Here is a 20,108-nt window from a genome sequence, read left to right as displayed (position 1 = left end):
GGCAATCCTGCGTTCCGCTCGTCGAACGATTTCCCGAATCGCCCTCCTCGCGGGCCTTGTCTTGCCATGGCCGGTGCCACCATCGCGGGGCCTCCTACATTCCGAACAGACCCTAGAAGTTGTCTTCGTCCTTTTCCACCTTCTTGCGGGTGGGGTCCTCGAGGCACACCTGCTCGTCCTTGTTCAGGCCCGAGATGATCTCCACCCGCTCCAGGGTGGCGATGCCGGCCTTCACGGGGACCACGTCGAAGTAGTCGCGCCAGTGGTCCGAGAGCCACACGAACTTGGAGCGGCCGGAGAGGCCTTCCTTGGCGGCCGCCATCTTCTGGGGATCGAGGTCCTTCTTCAGGCGGAACACCACGGTCCCCCCGTCCCGGCGCTGCAGGGCCTCCAGGGGCACGCTCACGGCCTTGTCGCGCTTCTCGCCCAGGATCTCGACGTTGGCGCTCATGCCGGTGCGGTAGGCGTCGCTGAGCTCGTCCAGCTTGATCTCCACCTTGAAGACCTTGATCTTGTCCACCAGCTCGGCGGCGGGGGACACGAAGCGCACGCGGCCGTTGAAGGTCCGCTGGGGGAAGGCGTCCAGGGTGATGCGCACGGGCTGGCCCACCTGCACCTTGGCCACGTCCACCTCGTTGACGTTGACCTTGATGATCAGCGACTTCAGGTCGGCCACGGTGTAGACCACGGTGCCGGCGTTGAAGCTGTTCACGCCCGACATGATGGTGTCGCCCAGTTCCACGCCCTTCTTGATGACCATGCCGCTCATGGGGCTGATGACCTTGGCGTGCTGGGTGGAGGCGTTGCCGGCGATGGGGATGCCCCGGTCCTCGACGATCTGGTAGCGGGTCTGGGCGGACTTGAGGGTCTCGGAGGCCATGTCCCGGGCCGTCCTGGAGGAACGGAAGGCCTGCTCGGACACGAGGCCCTCCTTGAAGAGCGCCTCCTGCTGCTTGAAGTCCTTATCCGCGTTCATGAAGGCCACCTTGGCCGAGGAAACGCTGCCCTGCACGTCGGAGAGGGTCTGGGCCTGGTTCACGTCGGGCTCGACCTCCGCCAGCACTTCGCCTGCGGTGACCATGTCGCCCTCGCGCACCTTGTAGGAGAGGACCCGGCCGCTGACCGTGGACTTGATGTCCACCTTCACGAAGGGATCCACCACGCCCACTTCCCGCACGCTGACCTGGAGGTCCTCGGCCTGGACCTTGCCCAGCCGGAACGGCGTCTCCTGGTTCCCTTTGGGCTTGTGGGTGCTCTTGGCCGCCACGAGCAATCCGCCCACGACCAGGAAGCCCGCCACGCCAACGATCCACCAGCGCTTCTTCATAACCTCTCCCGCATGTCCATGAACCTGGAACTGAATTGACTACGTCCCAAGTTTCCCCCCGTTTAGGGGGCGGGGAACCGCCCATTCGGCGGCCACGGGGGCTGGATCGGCCAACGCTCCCGCCTGACCGGGGAACGGTCCCCGGCGGCGGAAGTACGACCGAGCGGGTGCTATTTCCCGGAGGTCAGCCGCTTGGCTTCCCGGGCGATCATTAGTTCCTCATTCGTCGGCACGACCACCACCGCCACCTTGGAATCGGGGGTGGAGATGAACCGGTCCGCCTTGCTGCGGGTCGCGTTGATCTCCTCGTCAATGGCCACGCCGAGGAAGCCCAGGCGCTTGCAGATCCAGCTGCGCAGGCCGGGGGAGTTCTCGCCGATGCCGGCGGTGAAGCAGATGGCGTCCACCCCGTTCATGGCGGCGGCGTAGCCGCCCACGTACTTCAGGACGCCGTAGCACAGCACCTCGTGGGCCAGCTTTGCGCGCTTGTTCTTGTCCATGGCCTCCTCCACCTCGCGGCAGTCCGAGGAGACGCCGGAGATGCCCAGCAGGCCGGACTTCTTGTTGAGCAGGGCGGACAGGGCGGGGCCGTCGAGCTTCTCCTGCTCCATGAGCGTGGTGAGGACGCCCGGGTCCAGGTTGCCGCTGCGGGTGCCCATGATCACGCCTTCCAGGGGCGTGAGGCCCATGGAGGTGTCCACGCTGTGCCCGTTGTGCACGGCGGTGATGCTGGAGCCGTTGCCCAGGTGGCAGGTGACGATCTTGGTGGCGTCCAGGGGCCTGCCGATGAGGTTGGCGGTGCGCTCGGCCACGTAGCGGTGGCTGGTGCCGTGGAACCCGTAGCGGCGCAGCCCCAGGCGCTGGCAGAGCTCGTAGGGCAGGCCGTAGGTGTAGGCGTATTCGGGCATGCTGTGATGGAAGGACGTGTCGAAGACCGCCACCTGGGGCACGCCGGGGAAGAGTTCCTGGGCGGTGCGGATGCCCGAGGCCGAGGCCGGGTTGTGCAGGGGGGCGTAGAAGGCCAGCTCCTCGATCTCCTTGAGCACCGCGGGGGTGATCACTTCGGAGTCCCCGAAGTTGGGGCCCCCGTGGGCCACGCGGTGGCCGACGGCGTCCACGTCCCGGTCCTCGCCCAGCACGGTGTGCTTGAGCTGCTCCATGATCGCGGAGAGGGCCTTCTTGTGGTTGGCCATGTCGAGCTCGAGGCGGCCCTTCTCGCCCTGGATGGTCCAGCGGATGAAGCCTTCGGAGATGCCGATGCGCTCGGCGATGCCCTCCGCCAGGGTCTTCTCCTCCTCCATGTCGACAAGATTGAATTTCAGCGAGGACGAGCCGGCATTCAGGACGAGGATCAACACAAGATACTCCTATCGTTAATTCGATTCTCCTTAGTCTAAACCGAACGGAGGCCTGATCTGCATCCCCCGGGTCACTTTTGAGCAAGATCACCCGCCCTGCACAGGTCCACCAGGGGGCACGCGGCGCACCCCGGCAGGCGCCGCACCCCGGGGCAGTCCCCGAGGATGCCCAGGTGGGCCATGGGGAAGTCGTACCGGAGGGGATCCTCCGGGCACATGGCGCGAAGCGCCTCGGTGATCTCCCGGGCCAGCTTCCCGTCGGGGGTCTTGCGGCGGCCGATGCCGATGAAGCCCGAGATCCGCGCCACATGCGTATCCAGGGGCACCACCAGGTCCCTCCTCGGGTAGTCGCGCCAGAGGCCCAGGTCGGGCCACTCGTCCCGGACCATCCAGCGCAGGAACATGCGCCACCGCTTGCAGGCCGCGCCCCGGAGCGGATCGGGCAGATTGAATCTCAGTCCCGGCGTTTCGGGGAGCTCCCGGCGCAGGCGCAGCACCAGCGCGGAAAGCCGCTGGTCCGCGGTGGCGCCCTCCCGGGGGACGAGGTGGGGCTCCAGGCCCCGGCCCCCGGACTCGCGGGACAGGCGCACCCAGGCGAGGATCCACTGGGCCATGTCCTCCCCGGTGTGGAAGCGCCAGGCCCAGCCCTTCAGGGCGGCCCGCAGATGGTCCAGGGCGCCGGGCTCCGCGGCCCTGGCCGCCGGATGGTCCCCGAGGGGCGCCAGGACCGCCTCGATGGCCGCGAGCATGGGAGCGACCCTGCCGTAGGCCAGGTGCGCGGCGACGAAGGCGGCCAGTTCCTGGTCCCCCCCGGACGCGAAGCTCCGCGGGATCACCAGGGGATCCAGGGCAAGGGAGGCTTCCCCGAGGTAGCGGTCATGGAGTGCGTCCAGCCGGAGCTTCAGCGGGTCGTCGGGGGTCTTCGCGGGTTTGGCGGGTCTTTTCAAGGTCTGGGGGCCTGCAGCATCAGGCCTCCATCATCGCAGGTCAGGGTGATGCCCAGGGTGTGTCCCAGGGCCAGGGCCCAGCGGGCGCTGATGTCGCCCGGCCGGTCCGGATTCTGGGCGGTCAGCCCCTCGGGCAGGAGGCTCACCGGGTCCATGCGAATGCACCACCGGTTGGGTTCCGAGGCGCACCGGATCTCGAGGAGGTGGCCCCGCACGTAGGGCAGCGCCTGGCGCGCGGCAGCCCGCAGGTAGGAACGGAGCATGGCGCCCGGCCACCGGTCGGGCCCGCCCCGGTCCTCGAACGTCAGCACGAACTCGCACTTGAACAGGAGGCTCATGGGCTTGAGCTCGTCCAGCAGCTGGGCGCGCCAGTCGGGCCCCTCCTGGAGGCCGGCTTCCGGCAGTGTGCCCATGGCCAGATGGCGGGCCCGAGCCAGGGTGGCCATGCCCTCCTCCACGACGGCGTCCAGCCGGTCCTTGTCCCGGATCCCCAGGGGCCGCTCGGGATCCGTCAGCTCCAGGATCCCCTGGATGCCCGCGAGGACATTGGCCATGTCATGAAGCGCGGCCCGGATGAGGAGTTCCGCTTGTTTTTCCATGTTCACAACTTTCTGGGCAACGGAGCCATACTGTGATTAAACTTCTGGGATAGTAACCTGGAAAGGTCCAACCCAAATGCACTCCGAGACCAAGAAATTGGGTGAAATGCTCGTGGATGCCGGTCTGATCACGCCGGCCCAGCAGCAGGAGGCGCTCCGGTACCAGAAGGCCGCGGGGGGGCGGATGGGCAGCAACCTGGTGGCCATGGGCATGATCAGCGATGACTCCCTCATGGACTTCCTGGCCCAGCAGACGGGGGTGCCCCGCCTGGACGTGAAGCACCTGGACGTCCTCCCCTCGGTCCTCGAGCGGATCCCGCGCCGGCTGGCCGAGCAGATGACGATCCTCCCCGTGGCCTTCAAGGAGCCCAAGTCCCTGGTCCTGGCCATGGCGGATCCCTCGGACCTGAACGCGGTGGACAGCGCGCGCTTCGCCTCCGGCCTCAACATCGAGCCCATGGTGGCCTCCCACTCCGCCCTGCGCCTGGCCATCGCGGACCAGTACCGCAAGCTGGAATCCGGGCCCCTGGGCGTGACCGTCGAAGTGAACCGCACCCCGGTGGACGAGAGCCTTCCGGTGAACTTCGAACTGCCGTCCTCGCTGCCGACCATCAAGCTGCCGCCTGCGGCCTTTCCCCGCGACCCCTTCTTCGACGGTCTCCCCTTCAAGGCCGAGCCGACCCCGGCGGGGCCTTTCGAATTCTTCGTCGACCCCGAACCCGAGCAGCCCGCCGACCTCCCGAGCCAGATCATCCATGCCCGCTCGGCCATGGGCGAGCAGATCCAGCCCATCGACCGCATCCCCTCCCGCGCCCTCCTGCTCGGCCTCATCCGCCTTCTGCAGCGCCGGGGCATCCTGGGCGCCGACGAACTGCAGCGCTACATCGCCAACCTCGTTGAAGCGGGCGAGCTTCCCGATGGGAGCAGCAGCCAGCAGCTGTGAGTCACACCTCCGAGTGCGAATTCTCCAGCTTCGCGCGGATGGCCTCGAGTTTCTTGGCGGGGCACTCCTTCGACTTGCACGCTCCGCACCCGGACCCGCAAGCGGACTTGAACAGGCCGCGGGCCATGTAGGCGCCGGCGAGGGTCGTGAGGGCGAGCATGATCCAGTGCTGAAGCGTCATTTCATCCTCACACGTAGCCCAGCAGGTGGCCGCCCACGACCGTCAGCCAGGCCATGAGCCAGGCAAGTCCGGAGCCGTAGACGATGGTGAAGCCGGCCCACAGGAAGCTGCGGGTCTCCTTCATGATCATGCCCACCGTGCCCAGGCAGGGGGTGTAGATGAGCGTGAAGACCATGAAGGCCAGCGCCGTCAGGGGCGTGAGGCCGGAGCGCTGCTTGAGGGCCTCCTGGAGGGCGCTGGCCTCGTCGCCCTCCCCGGCCTGGGCCTGGTGGATGACGGCCATGGTGCTCACGACGATCTCCTTGGCGACGAAGCCGGCGGTCAGCGCCACGGTGTCCTTCCAGGCCTCGGGGCGGGTGTGGTAGGGATCGAGGATGGGGGCCAGGGTGGGTTCCAGGACCTTGCCGAACCGGGCGGCGAGGCTGGAGTTCACCACGCGGCTCTCGTGGGCCCGGTCCAGGGCGGCCAGCCGGGTGTCCCGGTCGGCCTCGGGGAGGTTCAGGGCCCGAACGGCCGCATGCTGGGTCTGCAGTTCGGCGCTCCAGGAGGTGTTGGCGATGCCCGGATAGTGCGAGAGGAACCACACCAGGGTGGAGCCCGCCAGGATCACCGTGCCAGCCCGGTTCAGGAAGACGCTCCCCTTCTCCCACATGTGGATCATCGTGCTCTTGAGCACCGGGAGGCGGTAGGGGGGCAGCTCCATGACGAACGGGGCGTTCTCGCCCCGGAAGAGCGACAGGCGCAGGAGCTTGCCCATGGCCATGGCCAGGAAGAAGCCCAGGAAGTGCATGGCCAGGATGGCGAAGGCCGCCTGCACGGGCCTGAAGAAGGTGCCGGCGATGACGATGTAGATCTGGAGCCGGGCCGAGCAGGAGATGAGCGGCGCCACCAGGATCGTGATGAACCGGTCCTCCCGGGCCTCGATGGTGCGCGTGGCCTGCACCGCAGGCACGTTGCAGCCGGTGCCCATGATGAGGGGGATGAAGCTCTTGCCGTGGAGGCCCATGAGGTGCATGAGGCGGTCCATGATGAAGGCCGCCCGGGCCATGTACCCGGTGTCCTCGAGGAAGGCGATGCAGCCCATGAGGAGCATGATCACCGGCACGAACACGATGACCGCGCCCACGCCCGGGATGATGCCGTCCACCAGGAGGCTGGAGAGCTCCCCCGCGGGAAGGTGGGCCGCGGCGTAGCCGTGGAGCCACCCGAAGGCCCCCGCGATCCAGTCCTGGGGGTACTTGCCCACCACGAACGTGAGGGTGTACACCCCGATCATGATGGCGATGAAGATGGGGATGCCCAGGTACCGGTGGGTGAGCAGGGAATCCAGGCGGCCGGTGATGTCGGCGTGCTTGCGGTCGGTGCGCTCGACCACCTCCTCCACGAGGCCGTGGACGAAGCCGTAGCGCCCCTCGGCCAGCAGGGTGGAGCCGTCGGCGCCCAGGTGCGGCTCGAGGAACGCGAGGCTGGCCTTGACCTGCGCGCCGATGGCCTTGCGGGCGTGGCTGCGCTCCACCAGCTCCAGGGCGTGGGGCATGCCTTCCAGCAGCTGCAGCGCGAGGCGGCGGGGCGGCTGGGACTGGGCCAGCTCCTCGTCCCGCAGGATCTCCTGGCGGATCTTCTGGAGCTCCCCCTCCATGTCCGGGCCGTAGTTCACGGAGGCCAGCTTGCCCAGGGACGCGCCGGCCACCTTCAGGATGGCGTCCTTGAGGCTCTGGATGCCCTCCTCGCGGTTGCCCACGGTGGGCACCACGGGGCCGCCCAGGAGCCTCTCCAGGGCGGGCAGGTCGATCCTCAGGCCCTTCTCCTCGGCGTCGTCCATCATGTTCAGGACGAAGACCATGGGCCGGTCCAGCTCCAGGAGCTGGGTGGTGAGGTAGAAGTTGCGCTCCAGGTTGGAGGCGTCCAGCACGTTGACGATGACGTCGACGCTGGGGTCGGCCACGAAAAGGGCGGCGATCCGCTCGTCCTCGCTGCGGGCGGAAAGCGAATAGGTGCCGGGCAGGTCCACGACCTCAACAGGACCCTGGGGCGTCTCGAAGGTGCCGCTGCGGCGCTCGACCGTGACCCCGGGCCAGTTGCCCACATGGTGCCGGGAGCCGGTGAGGGCGTTGAAGATGGTCGTTTTACCGCAGTTGGGGTTGCCGGCAAGCGCCAGGGTCGTCATTTCAGGTCTCCTCGGACACGAGGATGCACTGACCCTCTTCCCGCCTCAGAGACAGGTGGTAACCCTTGATCACAAGTTCCATGGGGTCCCCCATGGGGGCGAGTTTCTCCACCTTGATCCGCGCGCCGCGGACGAACCCCATCTCCAGGAGACGGTGGCGGATTTTCCCCGTCGCCAATATTTCGGTTACGACTGCCTCGGCGCCCGGTTGGAGGTCGCTGAGGGTTCTGGCTTGCACATGAGACATGATCTCAACTCCGTTCGTCCAGTCTAGAACAACAGGTCCCTGAAACAAGCGGGAATGCTGCGACACTAATCACAAGACCGCCAGGTTCCATTGCTACAATGCTTGTATAAACGGCTCCCATGGTCATCACATTTCCAAACATCCTGACGTTTCTGCGCATCTGCGCGGTACCGTTCTTCGCGATCGCCGTGTGGTACGGGCGGACGACTGAGGCCTGCGTCCTGTTCGCCTGCGCGGGTCTCACGGATCTCCTGGACGGGTGGTTCGCCCGGCGCTTCAACCAGAAATCCACCCTGGGCGCCATCCTGGACCCGGCCGCGGACAAGCTCCTCATGACGACCGCCTTCGTGCTCCTGGCCTTTCCCCGGGAGGTCTACACCGTCCGCGTGCCCGCCTGGGTCGCCATCCTCGCCATCTCCCGGGACGTGCTCATCTCCCTGGTGGCCCTGGTCGCCTACGAACGGCTCGACCCCAGCAAGTTCGCGCCCTCCTGGCTGGGCAAGGCCACGACCTTCGTGGAGCTGGTGGCCATCTCCCTGGCGCTGCTGTTCAACCACCTGGGACCCCGGGACTGGTACAAGTACCTGGTACCCTGGATCTTCTACCTCATCGCAGCCATGGTCGTCGCCTCGGGCGTCCACTACTTCTTCCGGGCCACCCACGTGACGGAGCCCTCGTGAGCGGGCCGGCGAAGGTCCGGATCCCCTTCGGATTCCTGGCCCTGGCCGGGGCGGCCCTGGCGGCGCTGTGGTTCCTGCGCAGCGCCCTGGCGCCCTTCTTCCTGGCCCTGGTCCTGGCCTACGTCCTGGAACCCGTGGTGGCCCGGTTCGCCCGGAGGCTGGGACGGGAATGGGCGTCGATCCTCGTCATCCTGGGGGCGGTGGCCCTGGCGGCGCTGTTGGCCTGGGCCCTGGTTCCCCTGCTTTGGGACCAGGGGGAGCGCCTGGTGGCCTCCCTGCCCGGCCTCAAGGAACGCCTGGAAGGCCGCTACCTCCCCTGGCTTCAGGCCCACCCCGTGGTCCAGGTCAAGATCAAGCAGGGACTGGAGGGGCTGGACCCCATGGCCCTCGTGAAGGAGGTGGGCCTGGCCGGCGCGGGTCTCCTGGGCTGGCTCCTGTCCCTCATCACCCTGATCCTGGTGCCCCTCATCCTCTATTACCTGCTGGTGGAGGGCCACAAGCTCCTCCAGGAGCTGGACGACCTGGTCCCCAGCCGCCACCTGGAGCGGGCCAAGGGCATCGCGGGCGAGATCAACGGGCGCCTGGGCGGCTACATCCGCGGGCAATTGGCGGTGTCCCTGGTCATGTCCCTCCTCCAGGGCCTCGCCTTCCAGCTCCTGGGGGTGCCCAACGCCTGGCTCCTGGGGCTCGTGGCGGGGTTCTCCAACGTGGTGCCCTATTCGCCCTACATCACCGCGCTGCCCCCGGCGCTGCTGTTCGCGGCGGTGAACGGGACCTCGGGCGGCGGGCTCCTGGTGGTGGCGCTGGTGTTCACCGCGGTGCAGAAGGCCGAGACCCTCTACTTCACCCCCGTGTGGGTGGGGCGCGCCAGCGGGCTCCACCCGCTCGAGGTACTCCTGGCCATCCTCTCCTTCGGCTACGCCTTCGGGGTGGTGGGCCTCATTTTCGCCGTGCCCATGATGATCGTCCTCAAGGTCGCCACGCGGATCGCCCTCGAGCACTACAAGGCCCACCCCTGGTTCGTGGGCGAGGAGCCGTGAGGCCCGTGCTGGCCGTCCTGGCCCTGGCGGCGGCGCTGTGGGCGGGGCCGCCGGGGGAGCTGGGGCTTCCCTTCATCACCAATTTCCGGCCCCGGGAGTACGCGGGCCCGCCCCAGAACTGGGACTTCGTGGAGGACGCCCGGGGCGTCATGTTCGTGGGAAATACGGCGGGCGTCCTGGAGTTCGACGGCAACACCTGGCGGATGATCCCCACCCGGAACCGCACCGCCGCGAGGTCCCTGGGCATGGACGCCACCGGGCGCATCTTCGTGGGCGCCAAGAACGAGTTCGGCTACCTGGCCCCGGACGCCAACGGGCTGCTGCGGTACGTGCCGCTGGAGGACCTGGTGGAGCCCTCGGCGCGGTCCTTCTCCGACGTGTGGAACGTGCTGCCCACGCCGGAGGGCGTCTACTTCCAGACCCGCGAGTACCTGTTCCTGTACGACGGGAAGACCGTGAAGACCCTCAAGGCCGACACCTCGTTCACGCTGGCGTGGAAGATCCGCGGGCGCATCCACCTCTACGAGCGCGGGATCGGGCCGGTGGTCCTGGAAAAGGGCCGGTTCAAGCCGCTTGCCGGCGCGGGGAAGTTCACCAAGGAGCTGGTGAACTTCATGCTCCCCTGGGGCGCGGGACAGTCGATCCTCCTGGGCACGAGCCACCAGGGGCTGTTCCTCTACGACGGCTGGGACATCCTCCCGTTCCCCACCGACGCCGACGCCGACCTGGCCCGGATCACCATCAGCCACGGGGCGATCCTGCGGGACGGGAACCTGGCGGTGGCGGGCATCCGCGGAGGCGCGTGGATCTTCGACCGGCAGGGGCGGCTCCTGATGCGCCTGGACCGGCAGGGGGGGCTGCAGGAGGAGTTCGTGAACCGGGTCTTCGTGGACCGGAGCTCGCGGCTCTGGCTCGGCCTGAACCGGGGCCTCGCGAGAGTGGAATGGCCGTCACCCTTCACGACCTTCGGCGAGGACTCGGGCCTGGAGGGCACCGTCAACGCCCTGACCCGCCACGCGGGGCTTCTGTACGCCGGCACCAGCAAGGGCCTGTTCGTCCTGGGGCGCGACCGGCCCAACTCCGCGACCGGCCCCGCCGCCATCCCCGCCGGAGGCCCCCTGTGGCGCTTCCGGCGCGTGGACGGGATCCGCGGCCAGGTGTGGGGCTTCCGTCCCGTCAAGGGCCGGCTCTTCGCATGCAGCAACGCCGGGCTCTTCGAGGCGCGGGGGGACAGGGCTGTCCTGGCCTTCTCCACCGCCGGCGAGCGGGACGCCTTCTGCCTCGTGCCCTCGCGCCGGGACGCCTCCCGGTACTTCCTCGGACTCGCGGGGGGCGTCGCCCTGCTGCGCTGGAACGGCGCCCGCTGGAAGGACGAGGGGCGGATCCCGGACCTCAAGGTCGAGGCGCGCACGCTCGCGGAGGCCGACGACGGGGCCCTGTGGGTGGGCACCCAGTCCTCGGGGGTGAGGCGCGTGACCCCCGGGCCCGGGGGGACCCTGGGCGTCGAGGCCTTCGGCCTCGCCCAGGGCCTGCCCAGCCTGGCCCACGACTTCGTCAAGGAGCTCTCCACGGGGCTGGTCTTCACCACCCACGCCGGGTTCTACCGGTTCAACGAGGTCACCCGGCGCTTCCAGCCCGATCCGCGGTTCGCCACGCTGTTCCCCCAGGGGCCGCGCTATCCCGACGGGGTCGTCGAAGGCCCCGGCGGCAGGATCTGGATGCACGCGCATGACGAGGGGACCCAGGAGCGGGACACCGGCTACGCCGCGGCGGCCCCCGGCCTCCCGTTCCGGTTCGAGAAGGGGCCCTCGAGGCGCCTGGGGGACGCCACCGTGTACGCCATCCTGCCCGAGGAGGACGGCGCGGTCTGGATGGGCGGGCCCGAAGGCCTCGTGCGGTACGATCCCGGCCAGGAGTTCCGCCTGCCCTGGAACACGGGGCCGCTGGTGCGCCGGGTCACCGGTCCCGGGCGGCAGACCTTCTTCGGCGGGGAGGGGGCCTGGAACGGATCGGACCGGCTGCCCTTCGCCTCCAACACGCTGCGGTTCGAGTTCGCGGCCCCCGGCGGATCCCCGGAATCCGCCACCCAGTACCGCGTGCGCCTGGAGGGCTACGACCGGGCCTGGTCGCCCTGGACCTCGGAGACCTTCCGGGACTACACCAACCTCCCCGAAGGCTCCTACCGTTTCCTGGTCGCCGCCCGCAACGGGGACGGCCAGGTGGCCCCGGCCAGCGCCGTCTCCTTCCGCCTCCTCCCGCCCTTCTACCGCACCTGGTGGGCCTACATGGGCTACGTCGCGCTGGGGGCCCTCTCGCTCAACCTGGTGATCCAGTGGCGCCTCTGGCGCAGCCGCCTGGCGCGGCGGGTCCTGGTGCGCAAGGTGGTGGAACGCACGGAGCAGCTGCGGCGCAAGACCGCCCAGCTGGAGTTGGCCAAGTCGGAGGCCGAGGCCGCCACCCGGTCCAAGAGCGAATTCCTGGCCAACATGAGCCACGAGATCCGCACCCCCCTGAACGCCATCCTGGGCTACTCGGAGATCCTGAGGGACGAGGTCGCCGAGCCCCGGCTGCGGGAACACCTCGCGGCGATCTCCAGCGGCGGCAAGGCCCTCCTGGGCATCATCGGCGACATCCTGGACCTCTCGAAGATCGAGGCGGGCCGCATGGAGCTGGAATACGCCCCGACCCATGCGGCCGGACTCGTGCGGGACGTGGTGCACACCTTCTCGCTGCGCTGCCGGGAAAAGGGGCTGGACCTCCGGGTGGAGGAGGATCCCGCGCTGCCCAGGATCCTCGTCGTCTCCCCGGTGCACCTCCGGCAGGTCCTCTTCAACGTGGTGGGCAACGCGGTGAAGTTCACGGAGAAGGGCTCGGTCTGCGTGACCCTGCGGGCGTGGGGACGGGGCCCGGACACCGTGGACCTGGCCATCGAGGTGCGGGACACGGGCATCGGGATCCCCCCCGGGCAGCTGGAGACGATCTTCGACGCGTTCCACCAGGTTTCGGGCCAGGACGCGTCCCGGTACGGAGGCACGGGCCTGGGCCTGGCCATCTGCCGGCGCCTGGCCGGCATGATGGGCGGGGAGCTGCGGGTGGCCAGCACCGAAGGCCTGGGCAGCACCTTCACCCTCCTCCTCCACGGCGTGGCCGTCTCCAGCGAGGACGCCGTGCACGAGGACCTGGAGGCGCCCTTCCGGGGCGAGTTCCTGCCGGCCACGGTGCTCCTGGTGGACGACGTGAGGCCCAACCGCGAACTGCTCAAGCACTTCTTCGAGAGCTTCCCCTTCCGCTTCGAGGAGGCCGCCGACGGCGCCCAGGGCGTCGAGGTGGCCCGGAGGATCCTCCCCGATCTCATCATCATGGACCTGCGGATGCCCGTCATGGACGGCGTCCAGGCCACGCGGATCCTCAAGGCCGACGACCGCCTGAGGGCCATCCCCGTCATCATCCTCACCGCCTCCACGACCCAGGCCGACGAGACGCCGGTGTGGGAAAGCGGGGCCAACAGCTTCCTGCGCAAGCCCATATCCCGGTCCAGGCTCGCCGAGGAGATCGCGAAGTACCTTCCCTGCCGGCCGGAGGCCGGGCCGGGCGCCCCCGCGGAGCTGGCCCCCGAGGTGCGCGCCGCCCTGCCGCGGCTCCTGGCGGAACTGGAGGGCGAGGCGCTGGTGGAGTGGGGCCAGCTCAAGGACTCCTTCTTCATCGACCGCATGACGGGTTTTTCCGCGCGCATGTCGGCGCTCGCGGACACCTTCCGGGAGCCGGGCCTGAAGTCCTGGTCCGGCCAGGTCCTGGACCAGGCCGGCGCGTTCGACATGGAGAACCTCCCGGCGACCTTCCGGCGCTTCCCCGAAGTGGTGGAGGCCATCCGCGCCCAGTGCAGGTAGACTGGACCCATCCCAGGAACATGAACGTGCCCGAAGCCCTTCCCCACATCCTCATCGTGGACGATATCCCCCGTAACCTCCAGGTGCTGGCCCTCCTTCTCGACAAGGCCGGCTACCGGGTCTCCATGGCCATGGACGGCGCCAAGGCCCTGGAGATGGTCAAGGTGGAGCCGCCCGACCTCATCCTGCTGGACGTGATGATGCCCGACGTGGACGGCCTGGAGGTCTGCCGCCGCCTCAAGGCCGACGCCGCCGTACGGGAGATTCCCGTGATCTTCCTCACCGCCAAGGCCGAACTGGAGGACCTGCAGGAGGGGTTCCGCCTGGGGGCCGTGGACTACGTCACCAAGCCCTTCCGCGGCGCCGAGCTCCTGGCCCGGGTCGCCATCCACGTCAAGCTGCGGCAGGCCCTGGAGCGCGAGCGCGGGCTGAGGCGGAGCCTGGAGGAGACCCTGGCCCAGGTGAAGACGCTCTCCGGGCTGCTGCCCATCTGCGCCAGGTGCAAGAAGATCCGGGACGACAACGGATACTGGAACCAGATCGAGGCCTTCATCTCGGCCCACAGCGACGCCGACTTCACCCACGGCATCTGCCCGGACTGCTCCCGCGCGCTCTATCCGGAGATGGACGAGCCCTGACGCCGGTCCGGCCCGCCGGGGCGCCGGAGGATCAGGTCAGGTCCCCGCCCGTTCCGGCATGCCCCCCGAGGGGGTGAACCGGGCCAGGTGTTCCGAATCCCGTTCCAGGAGGCGGATGATCCGGCTAGCAAGCGCGATCCGGAAGGCGATGACCCGGTTGGTCGGCACGTGGGGAGGTCCCACGGCCCTGACGGCCGCGACCAGGGAGGACGGGATGAGGTGCTTGAGCAGGACGCGGCCGAGGCTGAGGGTCGGCTTGGACCTGGACTCCGAAACCAGCGACTGGGCGATGGCGGCCCTGAACGGAGGGGGCAGCAGGCGCGCCATGGTCTCGCTCGCCAGTTCCTCGGCCATCCAGAGGTTGTAGGGGTCGCTTTGCAGGAAGCCGTTGCGGCTGTCGTCGGCCGCCAGGACCGCGAAGGGGATGGGCGGGCCGATGGACCGGGTGAGCTGCCCGTAGACGTTGCGGCCCTCCCTCAGGTGGTCGGGCATCATCCGGACGAATTCAAGGACGGACCCCGCGAGCATGGGGTTGAGGACATCCACGAACGGGGTCTTGACGTCCGTAAGGCCGGCAAGGTGAATCGGAATGAAACAGGCGTGGATGAGACGGTCGCCGTACGTCTGCACGGTTTCCTCGGGTTCGCGCCGCAGCTCCCGGGGAAGCGTCTGCCGGCCGTCGGCCACGGCCTCGGCGGCCTCGTCCCCGATGAGCTCGCTCAGGAGGATCATGTCCTGGGCGTACCTGTGGTGGCGTTCTGGTCTGGAGATGGTTCCGAACCCTTCGTCGCCCCGGATGATCCCGTCCACCCCCTCCAGGGCGAAGCGGGCCCAGAGGCTGAGCCCGTCGAGGTAGGGGAACAGGGCATCCGTGGTTCCGCCGTGGGCTTCGATGAAGGCGTCCACCACGACAGGGGGGGGGGCGACGGAGTGCTCGGTGAGGAGGTAGTCGTTGCGGAGCCCATAGTGCCTGGCGAGCTTCTCGGCAATGAAAGCGTCGTTCCCCCGCTGGGTGCGCGATGCGGCCAGGCCCCAGGTCACGGTGCGGGGGCGCAAACCCGTGCCGTACAGGGTGGCGAGCAGCATCCGGCTGTCGTAGCCTCCCGACAGGGGGAGGATCCACTGGGGCGAAAGCCCCTGGCAGGACCCGATGGCCTTGGCCAGGACGTGGCGGAGGCCCTCCAGCGCCTCCTCCCGCCGCATGGGCAGGTTGCGGAAGACGATGGAGGTCGTGACCAGGGACAGGGTCCAGCGGGCCCGGTCGAGGGTCAGGCGGGCCCCCCGGGGCAGGCGGCGTATCCGCGTGTCCCAGGCTCCCGAAGGGCCGAGGGACCCCGAGGACAGGAACCAGGCGAACCCTGGCCGGCTCAGGCTCAGGCCCTGGAGCAGGCAGATGATGGCCCGCTGGGAGGTGGAGACGAAGAAATCGGTGTCGGTGATGGCATACCAGAGGGTGCGGGTGCCGCCGTAGTCGGAGCAGAGTTCGGTGAGACCCCCGTCGGAGCGCACCAGGGCGAAGGACCCGTCCGGGATCGCCGAGCCGGGGCGGTGCCACTCCGGCCAGTCCCCCACGAAGGCTCCGACCCGGCCGGAGGTCCCCTCGAGGCCTCCGGCGCCCCCCGGTCCCGTGAGGCACACGGCCTCGCCGGGGGCCTGCCGGATCCGATGGGCGAATCCTTTGATGGGCGGCGGGGTGATCCAGTCCGCGACGCGCTCCAGGAGGGCCCCACCGGCGAGGTCGCTGGACTCCCGTCTGCAGACATAGATCAGATTAGACATACAGGATTATTTCCATTTTTCGGCGGGACATGCCGGATTCGGGCACCCTGGACTTATGTTGTTAATTTACTATTCGACATCACAGTACTGGGCGTCCGGGAGGACGTCAACAGCTTCCGCGGTTCGCCACCCGGAACAACAAAGGGGCCTAAAAAGGCCCCTTTTTATTATTGTTGATATGTTTAAACCCGATCGAAGACGCTGAAGAAATAGCTTACCTCCCGCGCGGCCGAGGCGGGGGAGTCCGAGCCGTGGGTGGCGTTGCGCCCCATGTTCTCACCGAAGAGCTTGCGGAGGGTGCCCTCGGCGGCCTTGGCGGGATCGGTGGCGCCCATGAGCTCGCGCCAGCGGAGAATGGCATTCTCGCCCTCCAGGCAGAGGAGGACCACGGGACCTTCGGTCATGAAGGCCTCGAGCTCGGGATAGAACCCCTTGTTGACGTGCTCGGCGTAGAATCCCTTGCAGATGGAGGGGGTGAGGCGGGCGAGGCGCATGCCGCGCAGCGTGAAGCCGGCCTTTTCGATGGCGGACAGGATCCTGCCGATGTTGCCGTCCTGGACGGCGTTGGCCTTGATGATCCCAAACGTCTGCTCGATGCTCATTGATGCTCCATAAACAATCCAACAGTTTGCCCGAGGGTCCGGGAACACTCAAGCGCAATGGTCAAGAATGCAACCCTCCGGTGATTTCACGACGCAAGGTGGGCAATTCGTGGCGCCGCATGTAAAATGGAGAGCTTGACGGAACTGGAACCCAGCATGCTTGACAACCTCCTTAAGAAATTCATCGGCTCGAAAAACGATCGCGAGCTGAAGCGCCTCTGGGCCAAGGTCCAGGAGATCAACGCCCTCGAGGCGGGGATCCGGGAGCTTTCCGACGACGACCTGAAGGCAAAGACTCCCTATTTCAAGGAGTTGCTTGCAGGAGGGGCGACTCTCGACGACATCCTGCCCGAGGCCTTCGCGGTGGTTCGCGAAGCGTCCAGGCGGGTGCTGCGCATGCGTCATTTCGATGTGCAGCTCATTGGAGGCATGGTCCTCCATTACGGGAAGGTCGCCGAGATGCGCACGGGCGAGGGCAAGACCCTCACCGCGACCCTGCCCCTGTACCTGAACGGACTGGCGGGGAAGGGATCCCATCTGGTGACCGTGAACGACTACCTCGCCCGGCGCGACGCCGAGTGGATGGGGCGCCTCTACGGCTGGCTGGGCCTCTCCGTGGGCGTCGTGCAGCACGGCCTCACCGACGACGAGCGCCGCGCCGCCTACGGCTGCGACATCACCTACGCCACCAACAACGAGATCGGCTTCGACTACCTGCGCGACAACATGAAGTGGTCGCTGGAGGACTTCACCCAGCGCGGCTTCACGTTCGCCATCGTCGACGAGGTCGACTCCATCCTCATCGACGAGGCCCGCACCCCGCTGATCATCGCCGGCAGCAGCGAGGAGGACACGTCGAAGTACTTCCGCATCGACGCCGTGGTGCCCAAGCTCAAGCCCGAGGTGGATTTCAAGGTGGACGAGAAGGACCGCCAGGTCACCCTGACGGATGAGGGCATCCGGCACGCCGAACAGATCCTGGGCGTGGCCAACCTCTACGATCCCTCCGCCATCGAGACGCTCCACGGCCTCAACCAGGCCCTGCTGGCCCACAACCTCTACAAGCGGGATGTGGAGTACATGGTCCGGGACAAGGAGGACGGCAAGGGCCTCGAGGTGGTCATCGTGGACGAGTTCACCGGCCGCATGATGCCGGGCCGCCGCTGGTCCAACGGCCTCCATCAGGCCATCGAGGCCAAGGAGGGCGTGGAGGTCAACGCCGAGAACCAGACGCTGGCCACGGTGACCTTCCAGAATTTCTTCCGCATGTATGAAAAGCTGGCGGGCATGACCGGCACCGCCGAGACCGAGGCGCGCGAGCTGCTTCAGATCTACAAGCTCGAAGTGATCGTCATCCCCACCAACATGCCCATGATCCGCTCGGACTTCGCCGACACGGTCTACGCGTCCAAGACCGGCAAGAAGGCCGCCATCGTCGCCGAGATCAAGGAACTGCACGGCAAGGGCCAGCCCATCCTGGTGGGCACGGCCAGCATCGAGAGCAGCGAGGACCTGTCCGAGGCCCTCAAGGCCGCGAAGATCCGCCACGTCGTGCTGAACGCCAAGCATCACGCCAAGGAGGCCGAGATCATCGCGCAGGCCGGGCGCAAGGGCTCCGTGACCATCGCCACCAACATGGCCGGCCGCGGCACCGACATCGTCCTGGGCGGCAATCCCGAGGGCATGGCCAAGATGGAGGCCGGCAAGCGCGGCGTCGAGATCTACCACGAGGACGGCCGCGAGACGGCCGAGTTCCTCGCCCTGGTGGACGAGATGGCCAGGCAGACCGAGGCCGAGAAGGCCGAGGTCATCGAGGCCGGCGGGCTCCACATCCTGGGCACCGAGCGCCACGAGAGCCGGCGCATCGACAACCAGCTCCGCGGCCGCGCCGGGCGCCAGGGCGACCCCGGCTCCTCCCGCTTCTACCTGAGCCTCGAAGACGACCTCATGCGCATCTTCGGCGGGGACCGCATCAAGAGCATGATGAGCACCCTGGGCATGAACGATGATGAGCCCATCGAGGCGGGCATGGTCACCCGCGCCATCGAGCGCTCCCAGAAGCGCGTGGAAGCCCACCACTTCGAGATCCGCAAGCACCTCCTCGAATACGACGACGTGATGAACAAGCAGCGCATCTTCTTCTACGGCCTGCGCTGCGAGATCCTGCGGGGCAACACGAAGGAGTACGTGCTGCGCGTGGCCGCCGAGATCGTGGAAGGCCTGGTCCACGACTACCTCCCCGAGAAGGGCGAGCGGGACGTCGCCGGCTTCAAGGAACGCTTCGAGCAGCTCTACGCCCTCGACGGCGTGGACCTGGACGAGATCGCCCTCATGGGCAGCGCCCAGGCCATCGAGAAGCTGGCCGCCCTGGTCGCCGAGGCCTACGAGGAGAAGGAGCGCCGCCTGGGCAGCGAGGATGTCCTGCGCTGGCACGAGCGGGTCGCCATCCTCCAGATCATCGACTCCGCCTGGAAGCGCCACCTCCTGGTCATGGACCACCTCAAGGAGGCCATCGGGTTCCGCGGCTACGGCCAGAAGGACCCCCTGGTCGAGTACAAACGGGAAAGCTACGAATACTTCGAGCAGATGCGGTTCGGGTACGAGGACGAGATCATCAGCTACCTCTACCGGGTCGAACCCCAGCCCGCCTATATCCCCGACGACGAGTCCTTCTTCCGCGAACCCTCCGAGATGCACGAGCTGGGTCCGGACGAGCGGGGTTCCCTCGTGGAGATGGGCCTTCCTGGCGACGTGGTCAAGCGGGTGATGCGCTTCTCGGCCGGCGGACTCGAGGAAGAGTAGGGACAACAGGAAAATTCCGGCTGACATCCGGCCCGCTTTATGTTTCGCTAGTTCCATGGAACTGGTGATCGTGACGGGCATGTCGGGAGCTGGAAGGCGTTCAGTGCTGAGCGCCCTGGAGGACGCCGGCTGCACGGCGCTGGACAACGTGCCGGCGCGGCTCCTGGAGCCGCTCCTGGAACTGGAGGCCAAGCTCAACCCCAGCCGGCCCCGGCTGGCGGTGGGCATGGACAACCGCCATCCCGAGTTCGCCGAGGAACTTCCGGCCCTGGTCGACCGCCTCCTCGACAGTTCGATCCCCGTCTACGTGGTCTTCGTGGAGGCCCAGGACGACACCCTCCTGCGCCGGTTCTCGGAATCCCGCAGGCCCCACTTCCTGGCCAAGGACGGCGGCCTCAGCGAGGCCATCAAGCGCGAGCGCGAGAGCCTGGTGCCGGTGCGGGAGATGGCCACGGCCATCATCGACACCACCAACCTGACGCTCTCCCAGCTGCGCCATCGCATCTCCGAGCTGCTGCCGGACCTCCCGGTGGAGGGCACCACCCTCCGGCTCATCAGTTTCGGGTTCAAGCATGGGGTCCCGCCGGAATCCGATATGGTCCTGGATGCCCGGTTCCTGCCCAATCCGCACTATGTTGCGGAACTCAAGCCACTTACCGGCAAGGATATCCCGGTCCGGGACTTCCTCCTCAAATCAGACATCTTCGGCACGTTCCTGGCCCTGACCGAGAACTGGATCCTTTGGGCCTGGCCCTACATCCAGCAGGAGGGCAGGGCCTACCACACCATTTCCATCGGGTGCACCGGAGGCCAGCACCGGAGCGTCGCCCTGGTGGAGATGTTGGCCCAGCGGTTGCGAAGGGACATTCCAAAGTTAGTGTTGACTCATCGGGAGTTACACGGATAGGGCA

Annotated in this window: 16 protein-coding genes; 7 read left to right on the top strand and 9 right to left on the bottom strand. The window is 67.8% G+C overall.

Features of this window, described 5'->3' with window-relative positions; all coding sequences use genetic code 11:
- Nucleotides 1-112: 112 nt before the first annotated feature.
- The 4 genes from ACZ5MC_RS18395 to ACZ5MC_RS18380 form a co-directional block, all read right to left on the bottom strand.
- Nucleotides 113-1,327: an efflux RND transporter periplasmic adaptor subunit gene (locus ACZ5MC_RS18395; protein WP_306601940.1), complete on the bottom strand. Its 1,215-nt coding sequence runs from the start codon at nucleotides 1,325-1,327 to the stop codon at nucleotides 113-115.
- 170 nt (nucleotides 1,328-1,497) lie between these two features.
- A complete protein-coding gene (locus ACZ5MC_RS18390; protein ID WP_306601939.1) occupies nucleotides 1,498-2,685 on the bottom strand; it encodes an acetate/propionate family kinase in 1,188 nt (395 codons plus the stop codon).
- Nucleotides 2,686-2,756: 71 nt separating this feature from the next.
- Nucleotides 2,757-3,632: a TIGR02757 family protein gene (locus tag ACZ5MC_RS18385; RefSeq protein ID WP_464516455.1), complete on the bottom strand. Its 876-nt coding sequence runs from the start codon at nucleotides 3,630-3,632 to the stop codon at nucleotides 2,757-2,759.
- Complete coding sequence (locus ACZ5MC_RS18380) at nucleotides 3,629-4,231, bottom strand: hypothetical protein (RefSeq protein WP_306601937.1); 603 nt, start codon at nucleotides 4,229-4,231, stop codon at nucleotides 3,629-3,631. The genes ACZ5MC_RS18385 and ACZ5MC_RS18380 overlap by 4 nt, the downstream gene beginning before the upstream one ends.
- A 112-nt stretch (nucleotides 4,232-4,343) precedes the next feature.
- Here ACZ5MC_RS18380 and ACZ5MC_RS18375 point away from each other — a divergent pair, with 112 nt between their 5' ends.
- A complete protein-coding gene (locus tag ACZ5MC_RS18375; RefSeq protein WP_464516454.1) occupies nucleotides 4,344-5,174 on the top strand; it encodes a GspE/PulE/PilB domain-containing protein in 831 nt (276 codons plus the stop codon).
- A 1-nt stretch (nucleotide 5,175) separates the two neighbouring features.
- Here ACZ5MC_RS18375 and ACZ5MC_RS18370 read toward each other — a convergent pair whose 3' ends face one another.
- Genes ACZ5MC_RS18370 through ACZ5MC_RS18360 form a run of 3 tightly spaced genes read right to left on the bottom strand, consistent with a single transcriptional unit; the run spans nucleotide 5,176 to nucleotide 7,769 of the window.
- Nucleotides 5,176-5,355: a hypothetical protein gene (locus tag ACZ5MC_RS18370; RefSeq protein ID WP_464516453.1), complete on the bottom strand. Its 180-nt coding sequence runs from the start codon at nucleotides 5,353-5,355 to the stop codon at nucleotides 5,176-5,178.
- A gap of 7 nt (nucleotides 5,356-5,362) precedes the next feature.
- On the bottom strand, nucleotides 5,363-7,522 hold the full coding sequence (feoB, locus tag ACZ5MC_RS18365; RefSeq protein ID WP_464516452.1) for a ferrous iron transport protein B: 2,160 nt from the start codon (nucleotides 7,520-7,522) through the stop codon (nucleotides 5,363-5,365).
- 1 nt (nucleotide 7,523) lies between these two features.
- A complete protein-coding gene (locus tag ACZ5MC_RS18360) occupies nucleotides 7,524-7,769 on the bottom strand; it encodes a FeoA family protein (protein WP_306601934.1) in 246 nt (81 codons plus the stop codon).
- A gap of 119 nt (nucleotides 7,770-7,888) precedes the next feature.
- Here ACZ5MC_RS18360 and pgsA point away from each other — a divergent pair, with 119 nt between their 5' ends.
- Genes pgsA through ACZ5MC_RS18340 form a run of 4 tightly spaced genes read left to right on the top strand, consistent with a single transcriptional unit; the run spans nucleotide 7,889 to nucleotide 14,014 of the window.
- Nucleotides 7,889-8,449: a CDP-diacylglycerol--glycerol-3-phosphate 3-phosphatidyltransferase gene (gene pgsA / locus ACZ5MC_RS18355; RefSeq protein WP_306601933.1), complete on the top strand. Its 561-nt coding sequence runs from the start codon at nucleotides 7,889-7,891 to the stop codon at nucleotides 8,447-8,449.
- Nucleotides 8,446-9,489 (top strand): AI-2E family transporter, encoded by a 1,044-nt coding sequence (locus ACZ5MC_RS18350; protein WP_306601932.1) that lies wholly within the window; start codon nucleotides 8,446-8,448, stop codon nucleotides 9,487-9,489. The genes pgsA and ACZ5MC_RS18350 overlap by 4 nt, the downstream gene beginning before the upstream one ends.
- Nucleotides 9,486-13,376: an ATP-binding protein gene (locus ACZ5MC_RS18345; RefSeq protein ID WP_306601930.1), complete on the top strand. Its 3,891-nt coding sequence runs from the start codon at nucleotides 9,486-9,488 to the stop codon at nucleotides 13,374-13,376. Before ACZ5MC_RS18350 ends, ACZ5MC_RS18345 begins: the two co-directional genes overlap by 4 nt.
- 26 nt (nucleotides 13,377-13,402) lie before the next feature.
- Nucleotides 13,403-14,014 (top strand): response regulator, encoded by a 612-nt coding sequence (locus ACZ5MC_RS18340; protein ID WP_306601929.1) that lies wholly within the window; start codon nucleotides 13,403-13,405, stop codon nucleotides 14,012-14,014.
- Between the two features lie 36 nt (nucleotides 14,015-14,050).
- Here ACZ5MC_RS18340 and ACZ5MC_RS18335 read toward each other — a convergent pair whose 3' ends face one another.
- Both ACZ5MC_RS18335 and ndk read right to left on the bottom strand, forming a co-directional pair.
- Nucleotides 14,051-15,793, bottom strand: coding sequence for an asparagine synthetase B family protein (locus tag ACZ5MC_RS18335; RefSeq protein WP_306601928.1), 1,743 nt, complete (start codon nucleotides 15,791-15,793; stop codon nucleotides 14,051-14,053).
- Nucleotides 15,794-15,975: 182 nt separating this feature from the next.
- On the bottom strand, nucleotides 15,976-16,395 hold the full coding sequence (gene ndk / locus ACZ5MC_RS18330) for a nucleoside-diphosphate kinase (protein WP_306601927.1): 420 nt from the start codon (nucleotides 16,393-16,395) through the stop codon (nucleotides 15,976-15,978).
- 156 nt (nucleotides 16,396-16,551) lie between these two features.
- Here ndk and secA point away from each other — a divergent pair, with 156 nt between their 5' ends.
- Both secA and rapZ read left to right on the top strand, forming a co-directional pair.
- Nucleotides 16,552-19,197 (top strand): preprotein translocase subunit SecA, encoded by a 2,646-nt coding sequence (secA, locus tag ACZ5MC_RS18325; protein ID WP_306601926.1) that lies wholly within the window; start codon nucleotides 16,552-16,554, stop codon nucleotides 19,195-19,197.
- Nucleotides 19,198-19,252: 55 nt separating this feature from the next.
- Complete coding sequence (gene rapZ, locus ACZ5MC_RS18320; RefSeq protein ID WP_306601925.1) at nucleotides 19,253-20,104, top strand: RNase adapter RapZ; 852 nt, start codon at nucleotides 19,253-19,255, stop codon at nucleotides 20,102-20,104.
- Nucleotides 20,105-20,108: the final 4 nt, after the last annotated feature.

Source organism: Mesoterricola sp. JemC181, from assembly GCF_055384585.1.
This window is presented reverse-complemented; position numbering and strand designations above follow the sequence as displayed.

Coding starts and splice junctions, on each gene's coding strand:
- ACZ5MC_RS18395 (WP_306601940.1), bottom strand. CDS start 1,327: ATGAAGAAGCGCTGGTGGATCGTTGGCGTGGCGGGCTTCCTGGTCGTG.
- ACZ5MC_RS18380 (WP_306601937.1), bottom strand. CDS start 4,231: ATGGAAAAACAAGCGGAACTCCTCATCCGGGCCGCGCTTCATGACATG.
- ACZ5MC_RS18370 (WP_464516453.1), bottom strand. CDS start 5,355: ATGACGCTTCAGCACTGGATCATGCTCGCCCTCACGACCCTCGCCGGC.
- feoB (WP_464516452.1), bottom strand. CDS start 7,522: ATGACGACCCTGGCGCTTGCCGGCAACCCCAACTGCGGTAAAACGACC.
- ACZ5MC_RS18360 (WP_306601934.1), bottom strand. CDS start 7,769: ATGTCTCATGTGCAAGCCAGAACCCTCAGCGACCTCCAACCGGGCGCC.
- pgsA (WP_306601933.1), top strand. CDS start 7,889: ATGGTCATCACATTTCCAAACATCCTGACGTTTCTGCGCATCTGCGCG.
- ACZ5MC_RS18335 (WP_306601928.1), bottom strand. CDS start 15,793: ATGTCTAATCTGATCTATGTCTGCAGACGGGAGTCCAGCGACCTCGCC.
- ndk (WP_306601927.1), bottom strand. CDS start 16,395: ATGAGCATCGAGCAGACGTTTGGGATCATCAAGGCCAACGCCGTCCAG.
- secA (WP_306601926.1), top strand. CDS start 16,552: ATGCTTGACAACCTCCTTAAGAAATTCATCGGCTCGAAAAACGATCGC.
- rapZ (WP_306601925.1), top strand. CDS start 19,253: ATGGAACTGGTGATCGTGACGGGCATGTCGGGAGCTGGAAGGCGTTCA.